Source organism: Allosphingosinicella sp. (assembly GCF_036387615.1).
GTDB lineage: Bacteria > Pseudomonadota > Alphaproteobacteria > Sphingomonadales > Sphingomonadaceae > Allosphingosinicella.
The window spans coordinates 1-16015 of record NZ_DASVTH010000039.1 but is presented as its reverse complement, the minus strand read 5'-3'; the positions used below and the strand labels follow the sequence as shown (position 1 = coordinate 16015).

The 16015-nt window shown below is 65.2% G+C and carries 13 protein-coding genes; 4 read left to right on the top strand and 9 right to left on the bottom strand.

From position 1 onward, the window contains the following. Nucleotides 1-54: 54 nt before the first annotated feature. From rpsB to VF631_RS08310, 3 genes are all read right to left on the bottom strand, one after another. Complete coding sequence (gene rpsB, locus VF631_RS08320; RefSeq protein WP_431849825.1) at nucleotides 55-828, bottom strand: 30S ribosomal protein S2; 774 nt, start codon at nucleotides 826-828, stop codon at nucleotides 55-57. 475 nt (nucleotides 829-1303) lie between these two features. After that, a complete protein-coding gene (locus VF631_RS08315; protein WP_431849824.1) occupies nucleotides 1304-2113 on the bottom strand; it encodes a CDP-alcohol phosphatidyltransferase family protein in 810 nt (269 codons plus the stop codon). Continuing rightward, nucleotides 2110-2844, bottom strand: coding sequence for a phosphatidylserine decarboxylase (locus VF631_RS08310; protein WP_431849823.1), 735 nt, complete (start codon nucleotides 2842-2844; stop codon nucleotides 2110-2112). Before VF631_RS08310 ends, VF631_RS08315 begins: the two co-directional genes overlap by 4 nt. Before the next feature lie 117 nt (nucleotides 2845-2961). Here VF631_RS08310 and VF631_RS08305 point away from each other — a divergent pair, with 117 nt between their 5' ends. The 3 genes from VF631_RS08305 to VF631_RS08295 all read left to right on the top strand — a co-directional run bounded on the left by VF631_RS08305 (nucleotide 2962) and on the right by VF631_RS08295 (nucleotide 7696). Beyond that, entirely contained in the window at nucleotides 2962-4179 is a 1218-nt protein-coding gene (locus tag VF631_RS08305) for an NADP-dependent isocitrate dehydrogenase (RefSeq protein WP_431849822.1), read from the top strand. Further along, nucleotides 4179-5804 (top strand): nitrilase-related carbon-nitrogen hydrolase, encoded by a 1626-nt coding sequence (locus VF631_RS08300; protein WP_431849821.1) that lies wholly within the window; start codon nucleotides 4179-4181, stop codon nucleotides 5802-5804. The genes VF631_RS08305 and VF631_RS08300 overlap by 1 nt, the downstream gene beginning before the upstream one ends. 107 nt (nucleotides 5805-5911) lie before the next feature. Continuing rightward, nucleotides 5912-7696 (top strand): cation:proton antiporter, encoded by a 1785-nt coding sequence (locus VF631_RS08295; RefSeq protein ID WP_431849820.1) that lies wholly within the window; start codon nucleotides 5912-5914, stop codon nucleotides 7694-7696. Here VF631_RS08295 and alaS read toward each other — a convergent pair whose 3' ends face one another. Continuing rightward, nucleotides 7697-10348 (bottom strand): alanine--tRNA ligase, encoded by a 2652-nt coding sequence (alaS, locus tag VF631_RS08290; protein WP_431849819.1) that lies wholly within the window; start codon nucleotides 10346-10348, stop codon nucleotides 7697-7699. A gap of 54 nt (nucleotides 10349-10402) precedes the next feature. Beyond that, a complete protein-coding gene (locus VF631_RS08285) occupies nucleotides 10403-11515 on the bottom strand; it encodes an S-(hydroxymethyl)glutathione dehydrogenase/class III alcohol dehydrogenase (protein WP_431849818.1) in 1113 nt (370 codons plus the stop codon). Between the two features lie 93 nt (nucleotides 11516-11608). Here VF631_RS08285 and VF631_RS08280 point away from each other — a divergent pair, with 93 nt between their 5' ends. Then, nucleotides 11609-12064 (top strand): TM2 domain-containing protein, encoded by a 456-nt coding sequence (locus VF631_RS08280; protein ID WP_431849817.1) that lies wholly within the window; start codon nucleotides 11609-11611, stop codon nucleotides 12062-12064. 10 nt (nucleotides 12065-12074) lie between these two features. Here VF631_RS08280 and VF631_RS08275 read toward each other — a convergent pair whose 3' ends face one another. The 4 genes from VF631_RS08275 to VF631_RS08260 all read right to left on the bottom strand — a co-directional run. Beyond that, the gene (locus tag VF631_RS08275; protein ID WP_431849816.1) at nucleotides 12075-13658 is read right to left on the bottom strand and encodes a phytoene desaturase family protein; all 1584 of its coding nucleotides are present in this window, start codon (nucleotides 13656-13658) and stop codon (nucleotides 12075-12077) included. Nucleotides 13659-13784: 126 nt separating this feature from the next. Then, complete coding sequence (locus VF631_RS08270; RefSeq protein WP_431849815.1) at nucleotides 13785-13961, bottom strand: hypothetical protein; 177 nt, start codon at nucleotides 13959-13961, stop codon at nucleotides 13785-13787. A gap of 46 nt (nucleotides 13962-14007) precedes the next feature. After that, nucleotides 14008-15300 (bottom strand): homogentisate 1,2-dioxygenase, encoded by a 1293-nt coding sequence (gene hmgA / locus VF631_RS08265; protein ID WP_431849814.1) that lies wholly within the window; start codon nucleotides 15298-15300, stop codon nucleotides 14008-14010. 157 nt (nucleotides 15301-15457) lie between these two features. Further along, nucleotides 15458-16015 (bottom strand): FAD-dependent oxidoreductase (locus tag VF631_RS08260; RefSeq protein WP_431849813.1); only part of this gene is annotated, 558 nt, incomplete at its 5' end.

Sequence of the window (16015 nt, the reverse complement as noted above, 5' to 3'; positions counted from 1 at the left end):
GAGCCCAGAACTGTTTGTTCGCTGCGCTCTGGGCTTCGCCGGAGCACAAGATCGTTACGCGTCGGCGAGCGCCGCTTCGGCCGGCGGAGCGTCCATCGCGCCGATATCCTCGCCGCGACGCGCGGCGCCGCCCTGCTTGCCGGCAAGCGCCGCGTCGGCGATCGCATCGCAATACAGGCGCACGGCCCGGCTCGCATCGTCATTGCCCGGGACCGGGAACGCGATGCCCTGCGGGCTCGAATTGGAGTCAAGGATCGCTACTACGGGGATGCCGAGCACATTGGCTTCCTTGACGGCGAGCTCTTCCTTGTTGGTGTCGACGATGAAGATCACGTCAGGGATGCCGCCCATGTCGCGAATGCCGCCGAGGCTCATCTCGAGCTTGTCGCGCTCGCGGGTGAGTTGCAGCACTTCCTTCTTGGTGAGGCCGGCAGTGTCGCCGCTAAGCTGCTCTTCAAGGCTCTTGAAGCGCTTGATCGAGTTGGAAATCGTCTTCCAGTTGGTGAGCATGCCGCCCAGCCAGCGATGGTTGACGAAATGCTGGCCCGAACGGCGCGCGGCCTCGGCGATCGGCTCCTGCGCCTGGCGCTTGGTGCCGACAAACAGCACCTTGCCGCCAGACGCGGTCGCCTGACGCACGAAATCGAGCGCGCGGGCAAACAGCGGAACGCTTTGCGACAGATCGATGATGTGGACCCCGTTCCGCTCGCCGAAAATATACGGCTTCATCTTGGGATTCCAGCGGTGGGTCTGGTGGCCGAAATGCGCTCCGGCCTCGAGCAACGACTGCATACTGACGCCATTCGACGTCGTGGCGTTGGACGCCATGATTATTCTCCTCCGGTTGGTCCTCTGCGGGGCCGAGAACCTCTTTCAAGGCACCGGTATGTTTGGCTCCGCATGTGGGATGGGCGCGCATTTAGGCCTGAAATCCTGCGTTGGCAAGCCGGCTGGGCTCCGCCTACGCACTCGAAGTGATATGAGCGTTCCGGATTAGTTAACTGGTTAACGCAGATTCCGACCGCTTCGGCGCAAGAAGCCAGCTTGACATCGGAACGGATCATGAACATTGTGTCTGTCCAACGGATTAGCGGAAACAAATCCACGGGAGGCGCGTTGGGCTGTGGATAACAAAGGGGATTAACTGTGGGTCAGATCGCCGCGCTCGCTTTCTTCTCGGCCGTAATGGTCGGCGCGCTCGCCATTCTTTTCGTCACCGTCAAAGAGCATCTGCACGAGATACTCGCTGCGCTTCGCGGTGAGGTTCCGGCCCGCCAGGCGGCGCGGCCCTGGGTCCGCAGCGTCAGGTCGTCGGCCCGTCCTCGGCCAGTTGCGAGCCGCGCAGCGTCGCCGCAGCGCGCTGCCGTTTGACTTTGGCGTAGCTTGCAATGCTGAACGGGATCGAGAGTACGTAGAGGATCGAGATCACGCTCAGCGTCTCCAGCGGCGCCGTAAACAGGGCGCCGCCAATCAGGGCCACGAGCAGGATCACCCACAGCCGGACGCCCTGGCGCAGTCGAAGCGACGTCCAGGAGAAGGTCGCCAGGTTCGACACCATCAGGAATGCGACCAGCGCAGACCAGGGCGCGACCAGGGTCAGGTCACGCAACCAGGGCAGAGCCCCTTCGCTCGCCTCCCACAGAAAAATTGGCAACAGCATCAGACCGGCAGCCGCGGGAGCGGGAACGCCGGTCAGGAAGCCTGCCGATTTGTGCGGCTGCTCCTCGACGTCGATCTGGGCATTGAAGCGGGCGAGGCGAAGCGCGGCGCAGACGGCATAAGCCAGCGCAAACATCCAGCCGAAGCGCGGCCAATATTGTAGTGACCAGAGGTGGACGATGATCGCGGGCGACACGCCGAACGCGATCACATCGGACAGCGAGTCCAGCTCGGCCCCAAACCGGCTCTGACCTTTCAGCGCCCGGGCGATCCGCCCGTCCATTCCGTCGAGCACGCCGGCGATGACGATAGCTGCGATGGCGCGCTCCCATTCCTCCGCAATCGCGAAACGCACACCGCTTAGCCCAACACAGAGCGCGAGCGCGGTGACCGCATTCGGGATCACGGCACGGAGCGGAATGCCGCGCGGCCGGCGCCGCTCCCCGCCCTTCACTGGCTGACGCTGCCCAGCAGCTCCGGACCGGCCAGGCGGCCGAGGATGGTCTCGCCCGCGATCGTACGCTGACCCAGCAAGGCGTGCGGCGCCACTCCGGCCGGAAGATAGACGTCGACCCGGCTGCCGAACCGAATGAGGCCGACGCGCTGGCCAACCCCGACCAGGTCGCCCGGCTTGACCCAGGGCACGATGCGGCGGGCCACCAGGCCGGCGATCTGCGTGAAACCGACCCGCATTCCGTCCCTGCCCTCGACCAGGATATGCTGGCGTTCATTCTCCTCGCTGGCCTTGTCGAGATCGGCATTGAGGAACTTGCCCGAGATATAGACGACACGCTTGATCTCGCCGGGTATCGGGGTGCGATTGATGTGCACGTCGAACACACTCATGAAGATCGAGATGCGGACCAGTGGGTTGGGCGGCAGCGCATCGTCCCCGGTCAGCTCGCGCGGCGGCGGCACGCGCGTGATCATGGTGATCAGCCCGTCCGCGGGCGCGACGATCAGCCCGTCCCCCTTCGGCGTGGTCCGGATCGGGTCTCGGAAGAAAGCGGCGACCCAGATCGTGACCCCCAGCAGCGGCCAGGCGATCGTTTCCCAGGCCAGGAAGGCGAACAATCCGGTTATCGCCGCCGAGATTACGACGAACTTGCGGCCCTCCGGGTGAACGGCGGGCCAGCGCCAACGGACGTTGGTGGTGACCAGGTCCGGTTTTTCCAACGATGTCATGGCCGCAATCCTTAGGCGTGGGGCGCGGCCGAAACAACCAGCCCAAGTGCCAGGACGGCTCCGGTTGATCCCCGCGCGGGCTTTCGCCTAAGGCCGGGCAAACCTCAGGGGAGCCTCATGGCCAAGATCAAAGTGAAAAACCCCGTCGTCGAGCTCGACGGCGACGAGATGACCCGCATCATCTGGCAATGGATCCGAGAGCGGCTGATCCAGCCCTATCTCGACATCGAATTGCTCTACTTCGATCTCGGCATGGAGCATCGCGACGCGACCGATGACAAGGTAACGGTCGAGGCCGCCCAGGCCATCAAGCAGCATGGCGTGGGCGTCAAATGCGCGACGATCACGCCGGACGAGGCCCGGGTGAAGGAGTTCGGCCTCAAGAAGATGTGGAAGTCGCCCAATGGCACGATCCGCAACATCCTGGGCGGCGTGATCTTCCGTGAGCCGATCGTCATCGAGAACGTGCCTCGCCTGATCCCCGGCTGGACCGACCCCATTGCCGTCGGCCGCCACGCCTTTGGCGACCAGTACAAGGCGACCGACTTCCGCGTGCCCGGGCCCGGCAAGCTGCGCATGATCTGGGAAGGCGAGGACGGCCAGCGCATCGAGGAGGAGATATTCGACTTTCCGAGCTCCGGCGTCGCGATGGGCATGTACAATCTCGACGATTCGATCCGCGACTTCGCCCGCGCCAGCTTCAACTACGGCCTCGGCCGCGGTTGGCCGGTTTACCTGTCGACCAAGAACACCATCCTCAAAGCCTATGACGGGCGGTTCAAGGACATCTTCCAGGAGATTTTCGAGAGCGAATTCAAGCCCCAGTTCGACGAGCTGAAGATCGTTTACGAGCATCGGCTGATCGACGACCTTGTCGCGTCCGCCCTGAAGTGGAGCGGCAAGTTCGTCTGGGCCTGCAAGAATTATGACGGCGACGTGCAATCGGACATGGTCGCGCAGGGGTTCGGTTCGCTCGGCCTGATGACATCGATCCTCATGACTCCGGACGGCAAGACCGTGGAAGCCGAAGCCGCTCACGGCACGGTCACACGTCACTTTCGCATGCACCAGCAGGGCAAGGCGACTTCGACCAACCCGCTGGCGTCGATCTTCGCCTGGACCGGCGGGCTCAAGCATCGGGGCAAGTTCGACGACACGCCCGAAGTGACTCGCTTTGCCGAGACGCTGGAGCGCGTCTGTGTCGAAACGGTCGAGCAGGGCCAGATGACCAAGGATCTGGCCATCCTGATCGGCCCTGACCAGAGCTGGATGACGACCGAGCAATTCTTCGAGGCGATCCGCGCCAATCTTGAGAAAGCGATGGCTTCGGCCTGATGGCCAAGTCGCCCCGCCGCACCCCGAGAACATCCGCCAAGCTCGAGGTGCGGCAGGCGACGCCGCGCGACGTGCCCGGCATCATCGCGCTGGTCGACCGCGCCTACGACCGCATGCCCGGATACAGCCGCGGCATGGTTCGGGGGCAGATCAACAATTATCCGGAGGGCCAGTTCGTCGCGATCTACGAAGGTGAGATCGGCGGCTATTGCGCGACCATGCGGCTCGACGAGCGTATCGCGCTTGCTCCGCACAGCTGGGAAGAGATTACCGGGGACGGCTTCGGATCGCGCCACGATCCGACCGGAGACTGGCTCTACGGCTATGAGATGTGCGTCGATCCGGCGCTTCGCGGCGTCCGGATCGGTCAGCGATTATACGACATTCGCAAGGCGTTGGCCGAACGGCTCGATCTCAAAGGCATCGTATTCGGCGGGCGCATGCCAGGCTTTGCCCGTGCCAAGCGCCGCCTGAAAACACCGGAAGCCTATCTTGACGAGGTCAAGGCGGGGCGGATCAAGGATCCGGTGCTGACCTTCCAGCTTTCGAACGGCTTCGAGCCGCTCGGCGTGCTGCACAACTATCTGCCTGAGGACGCGCAGTCGGGAGGGTCTGCGGTCCACATGGTCTGGCGCAACCCGTACGTGAACCCGGACGAGCCGCCGCAGTTTCGAGTGCCGCGCGATGTCGAGAGCGTTCGTGTCGCCACCTGCCAATTCCAGGCTCGGGCGGTCCAGAGCTTCGAAGAGTTCATCCGGAACGTCGAATATTTCGTTGATGTCGCTGCGGATTACCGATCCGACTTCATCGTCTTCCCCGAGTTGTTCACCCTCCAGCTGCTCGCCTTCGAGCAGAGGGAGCTGACGCCGATGGAGGCGATCGACAAGCTGACCGAGCACAGCCCCAAGCTCGTATCCGAGCTGTCCCGTATGGCGCTGCGCTACAATGTGAACATCATCGGCGGATCGCATCCGACCCGGACCGAGGACGGTGACATCCAGAACGTCGCCTATGTGTGCCTGCGCGACGGATCGGTCCACGCGCAGGAGAAAATCCACCCGACGCCGAACGAGCGCTATTGGTGGAAGATCAAGGGCGGCAAGCGGATCGACGCGATCCAGACCGACTGCGGCCCGATCGGCGTGCTGATCTGCTACGATTCCGAGTTTCCGGAGCTTGCCCGCCGTCTGGTGGATGAAGGCGCGCGGATCATCTTCGTCCCCTTCTGCACCGATAGTCGGCAAGGCTACCTCCGCGTCCGCTATTGCAGCCAGGCGCGGGCGATCGAGAACCAATGCTACGTCGTCCTTTCCGGCAATGTCGGCAATCTTCCGAACGTCGAGAATATGGACATTCAATATGCCCAGAGCTGCATCCTGACGCCGTGCGACTTCCCGTTCGCGCGCGACGGCATAGCGGCCGAGGCGAGTGAGAATGTCGAGACGCTGACCATCTCCGACGTGAACCTCGCCGATCTCACCTGGGCGCGCGCCGAAGGCACGGTCCAGAACCTCGCCGACCGACGCTTCGACCTTTACCGGATCGCCTGGAACCCCAACCCGCCGGAAAGCCGGCCCGCGCCCTCTGTTCCTCGTACCGGGACCGATACGCCCGGTGGCGGCTGACATTCAGCGAAGCCTGGGGGCCCGGGCCGGAAGAGTCCCTGTGACTTGCGCGTACAGGAACGCCAGCCTGCGCTGGCATGACGATCTGAATCCGGCATAAGAGCCTCATGGCGGCCGAACTCAACTATGCCGGTTTCAAGGACACGCTCGTCATTCTGGGAGCGGCGGGGATCGTCATCCCGGCCTTCACCCGCTTTCGGATCAGCCCGATCATCGGCTTCATCCTGGTCGGGTTGCTGGTCGGCCCGGCCGGACTGGGCTCGTTGGCGGGCGCTTATCCCTGGCTCGATTATGTAACGATCACGGATCGCGCGGCGATCGAGCCCTTTGCGGAATTCGGGATCATCCTGTTGCTGTTCGGGATCGGGCTCGAGCTCTCCTTCCGGCGGCTGTGGACGATGCGGACCATGGTGTTCGGGGTGGGCGCGGCCGAATTGCTGATTTCCGCGCTGTTGCTCGCGCTCGGCCTGTTCATGTTCGGCCAGGGCTGGTCGGGCTCGTTCGCGCTAGGTCTGGCGCTGGCCCTGTCCTCGACCGCGATCGTACTGCCCCTCGTCGGCACCACCAGCCCGGTCGGCCGCTCCGCCCTGGGCATGTTGTTGTTCGAGGATCTGGCGATCGTCCCGATCATCTTCGCCCTAGGGGCGCTAGCCCCGTTCGCGGCGGCCGGCGGCTTTGGCGGTCTGGTCACCACCATGTCCCTTGGCGCACTCGTAATCGGCATCCTGCTCGTGCTCGGCCGCTTTCTCCTGCCGCGCCTGTTCGCCCAGGCGGCGCGAACCAAAAGCCCGGAACTCTTCCTGGCGGCAAGCCTGCTGGTCGTGATCGCCGCCAGCCTGGCTACGACCGCGGTCGGCCTGTCGCCGATCATGGGTGCCCTGCTCGCGGGCGTTCTCATCGCCGAGACCGACTATCACAGCGAAGTTGAAGTGATCACCGCGCCCTTTCGCGGGCTTGCGCTCGGCATCTTTCTGATCACCGTGGGAATGAGCGTCGACCTGCGGGTCGTCGCGGCGAATTGGGAGACGATCCTGTTCGCGATGGTCGCCGTCATGCTGGTCAAGACGGCCGTCACCGCCGCGTTTCTGGTCCTGCTTTCCGATGTTCGCAAAAGCGTCGCGGCCGAAGTGGGCGTGCTGATGGCCTCCCCGTCGGAGACGACCTTGATCGTCCTTTCGGCCGCGGCGGCGGCGCAGCTGATCAGCCCGGAGACCGCGGCCTTCTGGCAGATCGTCACCGCGCTTGGGCTGACGTTCACTCCATTGCTCGCCAAGCTCGGCCAGATCGCGGCGCGGCAGGTCGACGTCACCGCCGAGGTGGATCTGCCGGTGATCAGGCCGGGAGAAAAGGAGCCGGCGGCGGTCATCATCGGCTTTGGCCGAGTCGGCCGGCTGGTCGCCGAAATGCTGCAAACGCATGGCCGACCCTATCTCGCCGTCGATTCCAATATCGACACGGTGGCGGCATGCCGGCGCGAGGGCGTGCCGATCACTTTCGGAGACGTGTCCCGCCCGGAGCTGGTCGATCGGCTCAACCTTGGCCATGCCTCAGCGCTGATCCTGACGATGGACGATCCGGTGCTGACGGTCCGGCTCACCCGCAAGGTGCGTGGCTGGTGCCCCAACCTCACCATCGTGGCCCGCGCCCGGGATGCGGCGCATGCGGCCGAGCTTTACCGGGCCGGCGCCACCGACGCGGTACCGGAGACGCTCGAATCCTCGCTCCAACTGTCCGAAGCGGTGCTCGTCGATCTCGGCATGGCCATGGGCCCGGTGATCGCCTCCATCCACGAGAAGCGGGCCCAGCTTCGTGAGGAGATCATGAAGCTCGGCCAGCTATCCGAGCAACCGGAGCTCGGCCGGCGGCGCTTGCGGGACGCACTCCGGCCCTGATCAGGCGGCTACCACCTGCTGTTCGATCGCCGCGCGAACTGCCTGAAGCGCATCGGCAGCCCTGGCGCCATCCGGTCCGCCGCCCTGCGCCATGTCGGGTCGCCCCCCGCCGCCCTGTCCGCCCAGTTCGGCCACCGCCTTGCGAACGAGATCAACCGCGCTGAGGCGGCCGACCAGATCGTCGCTGACCCCCACCGCCACGGTGCCGCGCCCCTCGTTCACCGCCACCAGAGCGACCACGCCGGAGCCGACCCGCTTCTTGGCGTCGTCGACCAGGCCGCGCAGGCCCTTGGGGTCGAGCCCCTCGATCACCTGGCCGATGAAGCCGAGCCCGGCCACCTGCTCAGGACCCTGCGCGTCAGCCGCCTTGCCGCCGCCAAGCGCCAGCGCCTTTTTCGCTTCCGCCAGCTCGCGCTCGAGCCGTCGGCGATCATCCAGCAGCGCCGCGACGCGGGCAGGCACTTCGTCCGGGCTGCTCTTGAGCGCGGCCGCGGCCGCGCGCAGCTTCTCATCGCGGCTGTTGAGGTAGGCTCGGGCGGCATCGCCGGTCAGCGCCTCGACTCGGCGAACGCCGGACGAGACTGCGCTCTCGCCAAGCACCTTGAACAGACCGACCTCGCCGAGTGCTGATACGTGGGTGCCGCCGCACAACTCGACCGAATAGCGCCCGCCATCCGTGCCCATCGAGACGACGCGCACCTCATCGCCATATTTCTCGCCGAACAGCGCCATCGCGCCTTCCTCGATCGCCTCTTCCGGAGTCATCAGGCGTGTGGTGACGGGCGTGTTGGCCCGGACCTGCGCGTTGACGTCGTCCTCGACCGCGGTGAGCTCGCCGGGGCTCATCGCGCTTGAATGCGAAACGTCGAAGCGGAGCCGGTCGGGAGCCACGAGCGAACCTTTCTGGGCGACATGCTTGCCCAGCCGCTCGCGAAGTGCGGCATGCAGCAGGTGCGTCGCCGAGTGGTTGGCGCGGATGCCTGAGCGGCGGCCGCTGTCGATCCGGAGCTTGACCGGATCGCCGATCGCGACCGCTCCGCTCTCGATCCGGGCATGGTGGACATGGAGGCGACCGAGCTGCTTGGACGTGTCGCTAACGACGGCACGCAAACCATTCTCGTTGCTGATCTCTCCCGTATCGCCGAGCTGACCGCCGCTCTCCGCATAGAAGGGAGTCTGGTTGGTGACGATCAGGACGTCGTCGCCCTGTCCGGCCTCGTCCACGCGCGCGCCGTCCCTCACTAAGGCGACGACAGCGCCCTCGCCTTCCTCAGCCGTGTAGCCGGTGAACTCGGTGCCGCCCGCTTCCTCCGCGATGTCGAACCAGAGGTCGTCCGATGCCTTCGCGCCCGAGCCCTTCCAGGCTGCGCGAGCGGCGCGCTTCTGCTCGGCCATGGCGGCGTCGAAGCCCGCGCGATTGACCTGGAAGCCCTGCGCCCGCAGCGCGTCCTCTGTAAGATCGTAGGGGAAGCCGTACGTGTCGTAGAGCTTGAACGCGGTCTCACCGGCGAGCGTGTCGCCCGGCGTCATCGACGCCGTCGCCTCGTCGAGCAGCTTCAGGCCCTTGTCGAGAGTCTGGCGGAACCGCGTCTCTTCCTGCTTGAGCGTCGCCTCGATCAGCGGCTGGGCGCGGACCAGCTCGGGATAGGCCGCACCCATCTCGGCGACAAGTGCCGGAACGAGCCGGTGCATCAGCGGTTCGCTGGCGCCGAGCAGGTGCGCATGTCGCATCGCGCGGCGCATGATGCGGCGGAGCACGTAACCCCTACCCTCGTTCGCCGGCAGCACGCCGTCCGCTACCAGGAAGCTGGTCGAACGCAGATGGTCGGCGATGACGCGATGGCTGGGCTGCTGCGCACCGATAGCCCTGGTTCCGGTCAACTCCTCGCTGGCTTCGATCAGGTTGCGGAAGAGGTCAATTTGGTAGTTGGACGGAACACCCTGAAGCAGGGCGACCGCCCGCTCCATGCCCATGCCCGTGTCGACCGACGGCTTGGGCAGGTTGACCGTGCTGCCGTCGGCAAACCGCTCGAACTGCATGAAGACGAGGTTCCAGAATTCGAGGAACCTGTCGCCATCCTCGTCGGGCGATCCCGGCGGACCACCCGCCAGACTCTCGCCTTGATCGAAGAAAATCTCGCTGTTCGGACCGAACGGGCCGGTGTCGCCCATGGCCCACATATTGTCGGGATGACGGACGATCCGCTCTTCCGCGATGCCTGCGATCTTACGCCAGAGCGCGGCCGCCTCATCGTCGGTCGGGTGAACCGTCACCCACAGGCGATCTTTGGCAAAGCCGAGATCCTGCGTGATGAAGCGCCACGCATATCCGATCGCGCCTTCCTTGAAATAATCACCAAAGCTGAAATTGCCCAGCATCTCGAAGAAGGTGTGGTGGCGCGCGGTGTAGCCGACATTGTCGAGATCGTTGTGCTTGCCGCCGGCACGGACGCATTTCTGCGACGACGTTGCGGTCTGATATGGCCGGGACTCGAGGCCGGTGAAGACGTTCTTGAACGGCACCATCCCTGCGTTGACGAACATCAAGGTCGGGTCATTGTGCGGCACGAGGGGCGACGAGGGCACGATCTGGTGCCCGGCTGCCCCGAAATAATCGAGGAAGGAGCGGCGGATATCGTTGGTGGACGTCATGGTGCCGCGACTTAAGACAGCTGGCCAGGAGGGGCAAGCTGAGCGGCAGCCTCCTCAGTAGACGACGACCGAACGTATGCTCTCGCCCCGGTGCATCAGATCGAACGCGTCGTTGATCCGCTCCAGCGGCATCTTGTGCGTGATGAGCGGGTCGATTGCGATCTTGCCGTCCATATACCAGTCGACGATGCGCGGCACGTCCGTGCGGCCGCGTGCGCCGCCAAAGGCCGAGCCGGTCCACATCCGGCCGGTGACCAGCTGAAAGGGCCGAGTGGCGATCTCCTTGCCGCTTTCCGCGACCCCGATCACGACGCTCTTGCCCCAGCCGCGGTGGCAGCATTCCAGCGCCTGTCGCATCACGTCGGTATTGCCGGTGCAGTCGAAGCTGTAGTCGGCCCCGCCATCCGTCGCGTCGATCACCGCAGCGACGACCTTTTCGCGGCCAATCTCGTGGGGGTTGATGAAGTGCGTCATGCCGAACGCTTCCGCCATGGCGCGCTTGGCGGGATTGATGTCGATGCCGACGATCCGGTCCGCGCCCGCCAGGCGCGCGCCCTGGATCACGTTGAGGCCAATCCCGCCGAGCCCGAAGACGGCGACGTTCGCGCCCGGCTCCACGCCCGCGGTCCAGATCACGGCGCCGACCCCGGTCGTGACCCCGCAACCGATATAGAAGATCTTGTCGAACGGCGCGTCCTCGCGGACCTTGGCGACCGCGATCTCAGGCATCACCGTGAAGTTCGAAAAGGTGGAGCAGCCCATATAATGGTGAATGGTTTCGCGCCCGAGCCGGAAGCGGCTGGTCCCATCCGGCATCAGCCCCCGCCCCTGCGTTCCGCGGATCGCGGTGCACAGATTGGTCTTGCGGCTGAGGCACGACTTACACTGCCGGCATTCGGGCGTGTAGAGCGGGATGACGTGATCGCCGACTTCGACGGAGGTTACCCCCGGCCCGATCTCCCGGACGATGCCGGCGCCTTCGTGCCCCAGGATCGACGGGAAGATACCCTCCGAATCCTTGCCCTCCAGCGTGTAGGCATCGGTGTGGCAGATGCCCGTCGCCATGATCTCGACCAGCACTTCGCCGGCGCGCGGGCCGTCTAGGTCGACCTCGTGGATCTCAAGCGACTGGTTCGGGGCGACGGCAATTGCGGCTCTGGTCCTCATGCCGCCCCTCTAGGCCCGGGCTCCAGCCCCATCAACGGGCCCTTTCCCGCCCGCGCATTGCGTGTATCCTCCCCGCCTGTTGGAACGGGGGAAATGAAAATGCGGGGACGCGTGCTGGCTTTCGACTATCAACGCATGACTGGAGAGATTTCCGGGGACGACGGACAACGTTACCACTTCGCCAACTCCGAATGGAAGCCGCAGGCGCATCCGAGCGCAGGGCAGATCGTCGATTTCCAGACGGAGGGTGCCGAAGCTCGGGCGGTCTACACGATTGCGGGGGCAAGCCCGCTGGCCGGCGACAAGAACCGGATCGTCGCGGCCTTGCTTGCCTTCTTCCTCGGCGGGCTCGGCATCCACAAATTCTATCTCGGCAAGAACGGTGCTGGACTCACGATGCTGCTCTGCACATTGTTCGGAATCATCTTGCTGTTCATCCCGACGATCGTGATCGGAGTGATCGCGTTCATCGAGTTCATCATCTATCTCGTCACAAGCGACGAGGACTTCGAGGCGCGTTACGTCCGGGGCGATCGCGCCTGGTTTTGATATCAAGCGCTTAACGGCTGAAGCGCATTAGCTTTCTTCGATCGGCGAGCACCGCCCGCGCCGCATTATGCCCAGGCGCGCCGGTCACGCCTCCGCCCGGATGCGCGCCCGAGCCGCACAGATACAGGCCGGGAAGCGGCATGCGGTAATCGGCGTGGCCCAGCATCGGGCGGGCGGAAAAGAGCTGGTCGAGTCCCATCTTGCCGTGAAAGATGTCGCCGCCGACCAGGCCGAAGCGCTCTTCAAGATCGTAGGGGGACAAGGCCGAGCGTCCGATCACCGACCCGGCGAAGCCGGGGGCGTAGCGGTCCACCGCGTTGATAATGTGGTCGGCCGCCTCGTCCCTTCGGGCCGGCCAGCCGCCTTGCACCTGATAGGGGAAATGCTGGCAGAACAGGCTCACCACATGCCTTCCCGGCGGGGCGAGGCTGTCATCGAGAGTCGAAGGGATCAGCATCTCCACGATCGGCTCGCGCGACCAGCCCTGACGGCGCGCATCGAGAAAGGCGCGGTCCATATGGTCGAGGCTGGGCGCCATGATGATTCCGGCGGTCAGGTGATCGCCGGGATCGCGCAGGCTGGTGAAGCGGGGTAGCTCCGACAGGGCCACATTCATTCGAAATGTCGCGGATTCGGACGTCCAGCCCGACATGCGGTGGGCGATCTCCGAGGCGACGGCGCCGTCCGGAAGCAGACGATCGAACAACAGCTTGGGGTTGACGCCCGCCACGACTGCCCTGGCGCGCCATGCCTTTCCTCCGCAGACGGCGCCTACTGCCCTACCCCGCTCGACGATGATCTCCTCGACCGGAGCTTCGAGGGCGATCTCCACGCCCTCGCCGCCGCACGCTTTCGCCATCGCCTGGGTGATCGCGCCCATGCCGCCGACCGCGTGCCCCCAGGCGCCCGGGACGCCCGCCGCCTCTCCGAACAGATGATGGAGCAGCACATAAGCGGAGCCCGGCGTCTCCGGACTCGCATAGTTGCCGACCACCGCGTCGAACCCGAACAGCGCCTGGACGATATCCGTGCGGAAGTAGCGGCGAAGAATGTCGGCCGCGCTCTTGGTGAAGAAGTCGAACAGCAGCCTTTGCTCGTCCAGGCTCTGCCGCCCGACGCTGCCGACCAGCTGCAAAAGCGCGAGCAGGTCAGACGGACCGCCGCCGGCGTTGGGGGGTGCGCGCAGCAGCCAGCTCTTGAGGACGCGGATCACGCCTTCGAGATCGCGCGCGTAGCGGTCATAAGCCTCCCCATCTTCGGGAGAGTGCCGGGCGATCTCCGCTCGGGTCAGGCCGTCACGTCCTGCAAGCAGATGCTCGTAGCCGTAGGTCGGCAGGAAATTGTCCATCTTGCGCAGCACGACGCGCAGACCGTGCTCGTACAGCCTCATGTCGCGGATGACCTTGGGATTGAGGAGGCTGACCGTGTAGCTCGCCGTCGAGTTGCGAAACCCGGGCGCGAACTCCTCCGTCACCGCCGCCCCGCCGACGATGTGGCGCCGCTCCAGAATCTTGACCTTCAGCCCGCGTGAGGCGAGATAGAAGGCGCAGACGAGGCCGTTATGGCCGGCGCCAATGATGAGGACGTCGGACATCTGTTGCGAGTTGCCTGACAGCCGAGCTCTTGTCATCCCCGCGGAAGCGGGGACCCAGCTTTCTTGTTAAGAGCAGGACCGCCACCAGGCTGGGTTCCCGCTTCCGCGGGAGTGACCAGCCGGTGATCAGCCATAATCGCCGCGACCGGCGTGGGGCTCTTCCTCGTTTTCCAGTTCGCGGACCGCCTCGTCCGACAAATCCTTGAGGCTGTTGCCCTGCCCCGGCCCACCGGCGCTGCCCTCCGCCATGCCGCCTTCGGCGCCGCCCGCCGCATCGTCCGGAGTGGGTTTGTTATCGGCCATGTCGCATCTCCTCGGGGTTCGAACGAGCGGCTGCGCCGCAATATCCTCAGCCGGGAAGCCGCGCCTTCGGAAAACCGCCCCAGGTCGCGTCATAATCCCTCTGGAGAGCCTCGCATCCGAGCGCGTAGTCGGTCGGGCGAAACGGCCAGCAGCTTTCGACCATGAAAGCCATCGTGCCCTCGATCTTGTGCGGCTTGAGCTCCGCCTCGCTCGCCCCCTTCCAGCTCGCCACGTCAGGGCCGTGGCCCGCCATCAAGTTGTGGAGCGACAGCGCGCCCGGTGCGAAGCCCTCGGCCTTGGCGTCGTATGCGCCGTGGATCAGGCCCATGCACTCGCTCATCACGTTGCGGTGGAACCAGGGCGGGCGAAACGTATCCTCCGCCACCATCCATCTCGGCGGGAAGATCACGAAATCGGCGTTGGCCCGGCCCGGCACGTCCGAGGGCGAGGTCAGCATCGTGAAGATGCTCGGGTCCGGGTGATCGAAGCTGACCGTCCCGATTGTGTTGAAGCGGTGCAGATCGTAGCGCCAGGGCGCCAGGTTGCCGTGCCAGGCGACCACATCAAGCGGCGAATGATCGAGTTCAGTTACCCAGAGCGAGCCCATATATTTCTGGATGAGCTCGACCGGGCCGTCGCGATCCTCATAGGCCGCGACCGGCGTCTCGAAATCGCGCGGATTGGCGAGCCCGTTGGAGCCGATCGGCCCGAGGTCGGGCAGCCGGAACAGCGAGCCATGATTCTCCGCGAAATATCCGCGCGCTTCCCCGTCCGGCAGCAGCACGCGAAAACGCACGCCGCGCGGCACGGAGGCGACCTCGCCCGGCGCGATCTCGATGCGGCCCATTTCGGTGAGCAGCGTCAGCCGGCCCTGTTGCGGAATGACGAGGAGCTCGCCATCCGCATCGACCAAGAAGCGGTCCGCCATGTCGCGATTGGCGCGGTAGATATGGACGGCGACGCCCTCCAGATCCTCCGGTGATCGGTTCGCCACCATGGTGACGATGCCATCCACGAAGTCGGTCGGCTCGGCCGGGATGGCAAGCGGGCTCCAGCGAAAGCGATTGGGCGGCAAGTCGCCTTTGCAGGTGCCGGGCGCGAACAGACTGGCGCCTTCGTAGCGACGGTATCGCGGATGCTCGGCCGAGGGACGCATCCGATAAAGCCAGGAGCGTCGGTTCTCGTGTCGGGGGGCGGTGAAGGCGGTGCCGCTCAACTGCTCGGCATAGAGGCCGAACGCCGGCCGCTGCGGTGAGTTGCGGCCGACAGGCAGCGCACCAGGAACCGCCTCGGTGGCGAAATGGCTGCCGAAGCCGGTCATGTAGGAGTTTGCTGCCATTCCCCGAATCCCAAACACCGCTCGCTCAGGCTGAGCACGTCGAAGCCCTGCCCTTCTCTTCGGGCTCAAGCAAGAAAGGACAGCCGTTCGGCCAGCTCCGGGTAAGCGGTGGCATGAGGGCAAGTTCTCCGCGATCGAAGCACCGCTTCGATCGGCATCATTTCAGCAGCACCAGCTCCTCCGCCATCGTCGGGTGGATCGCGACCACGTCGTCGAACGCGCTCTTCTTCAACCCAGCCTTTACCGCAACGGCGGCGGCCTGCAGGATTTCGGGGGCATCCGGTCCGATCATATGCAGCCCCACCACCTCATCCGTCTCGCCGTTGACGATCATCTTGTAGAGCGCGCGCTCGTTGCGGCCGGCGAGGACGTTCTTCATCGGGCGGAAATCGGCGGTGTAGGTCTTGATCGAGCCGACCTTGTTGCGCGCCTGGCCCTCGGTGAGGCCGACTCCGGCCATCGGCGGGTGGCTGAACACGGCCGAGGGAATGTTCTCGTAATCGACCCGGGTCGGCTTGTTGCCGAACATCGTGTCGGCAAAGGCCTGGCCCTCGCGGATCGCGACCGGCGTCAGCTGGACGCGGTTGGTGACGTCGCCGACCGCATAGATGCTGACGACGCTCGAGCGATTGTCGGCGTCGACGACGATCGCGCCCTGATCGTCGAGGGTGACGCCGGCGCTGTCGAGGCCGAGCTGGTCGGTGTTCGGGCGGCG

Coding starts and splice junctions, on each gene's coding strand:
- hmgA (WP_431849814.1), bottom strand. CDS start 15,300: ATGGCAGCAAACTCCTACATGACCGGCTTCGGCAGCCATTTCGCCACC.
- VF631_RS08275 (WP_431849816.1), bottom strand. CDS start 13,658: ATGTCCGACGTCCTCATCATTGGCGCCGGCCATAACGGCCTCGTCTGC.
- VF631_RS08310 (WP_431849823.1), bottom strand. CDS start 2,844: ATGACATCGTTGGAAAAACCGGACCTGGTCACCACCAACGTCCGTTGG.
- VF631_RS08280 (WP_431849817.1), top strand. CDS start 11,609: ATGAAAATGCGGGGACGCGTGCTGGCTTTCGACTATCAACGCATGACT.
- VF631_RS08270 (WP_431849815.1), bottom strand. CDS start 13,961: ATGGCCGATAACAAACCCACTCCGGACGATGCGGCGGGCGGCGCCGAA.
- rpsB (WP_431849825.1), bottom strand. CDS start 828: ATGGCGTCCAACGCCACGACGTCGAATGGCGTCAGTATGCAGTCGTTG.
- VF631_RS08285 (WP_431849818.1), bottom strand. CDS start 11,515: ATGAGGACCAGAGCCGCAATTGCCGTCGCCCCGAACCAGTCGCTTGAG.
- VF631_RS08300 (WP_431849821.1), top strand. CDS start 4,179: ATGGCCAAGTCGCCCCGCCGCACCCCGAGAACATCCGCCAAGCTCGAG.
- VF631_RS08295 (WP_431849820.1), top strand. CDS start 5,912: ATGGCGGCCGAACTCAACTATGCCGGTTTCAAGGACACGCTCGTCATT.
- alaS (WP_431849819.1), bottom strand. CDS start 10,348: ATGACGTCCACCAACGATATCCGCCGCTCCTTCCTCGATTATTTCGGG.
- VF631_RS08305 (WP_431849822.1), top strand. CDS start 2,962: ATGGCCAAGATCAAAGTGAAAAACCCCGTCGTCGAGCTCGACGGCGAC.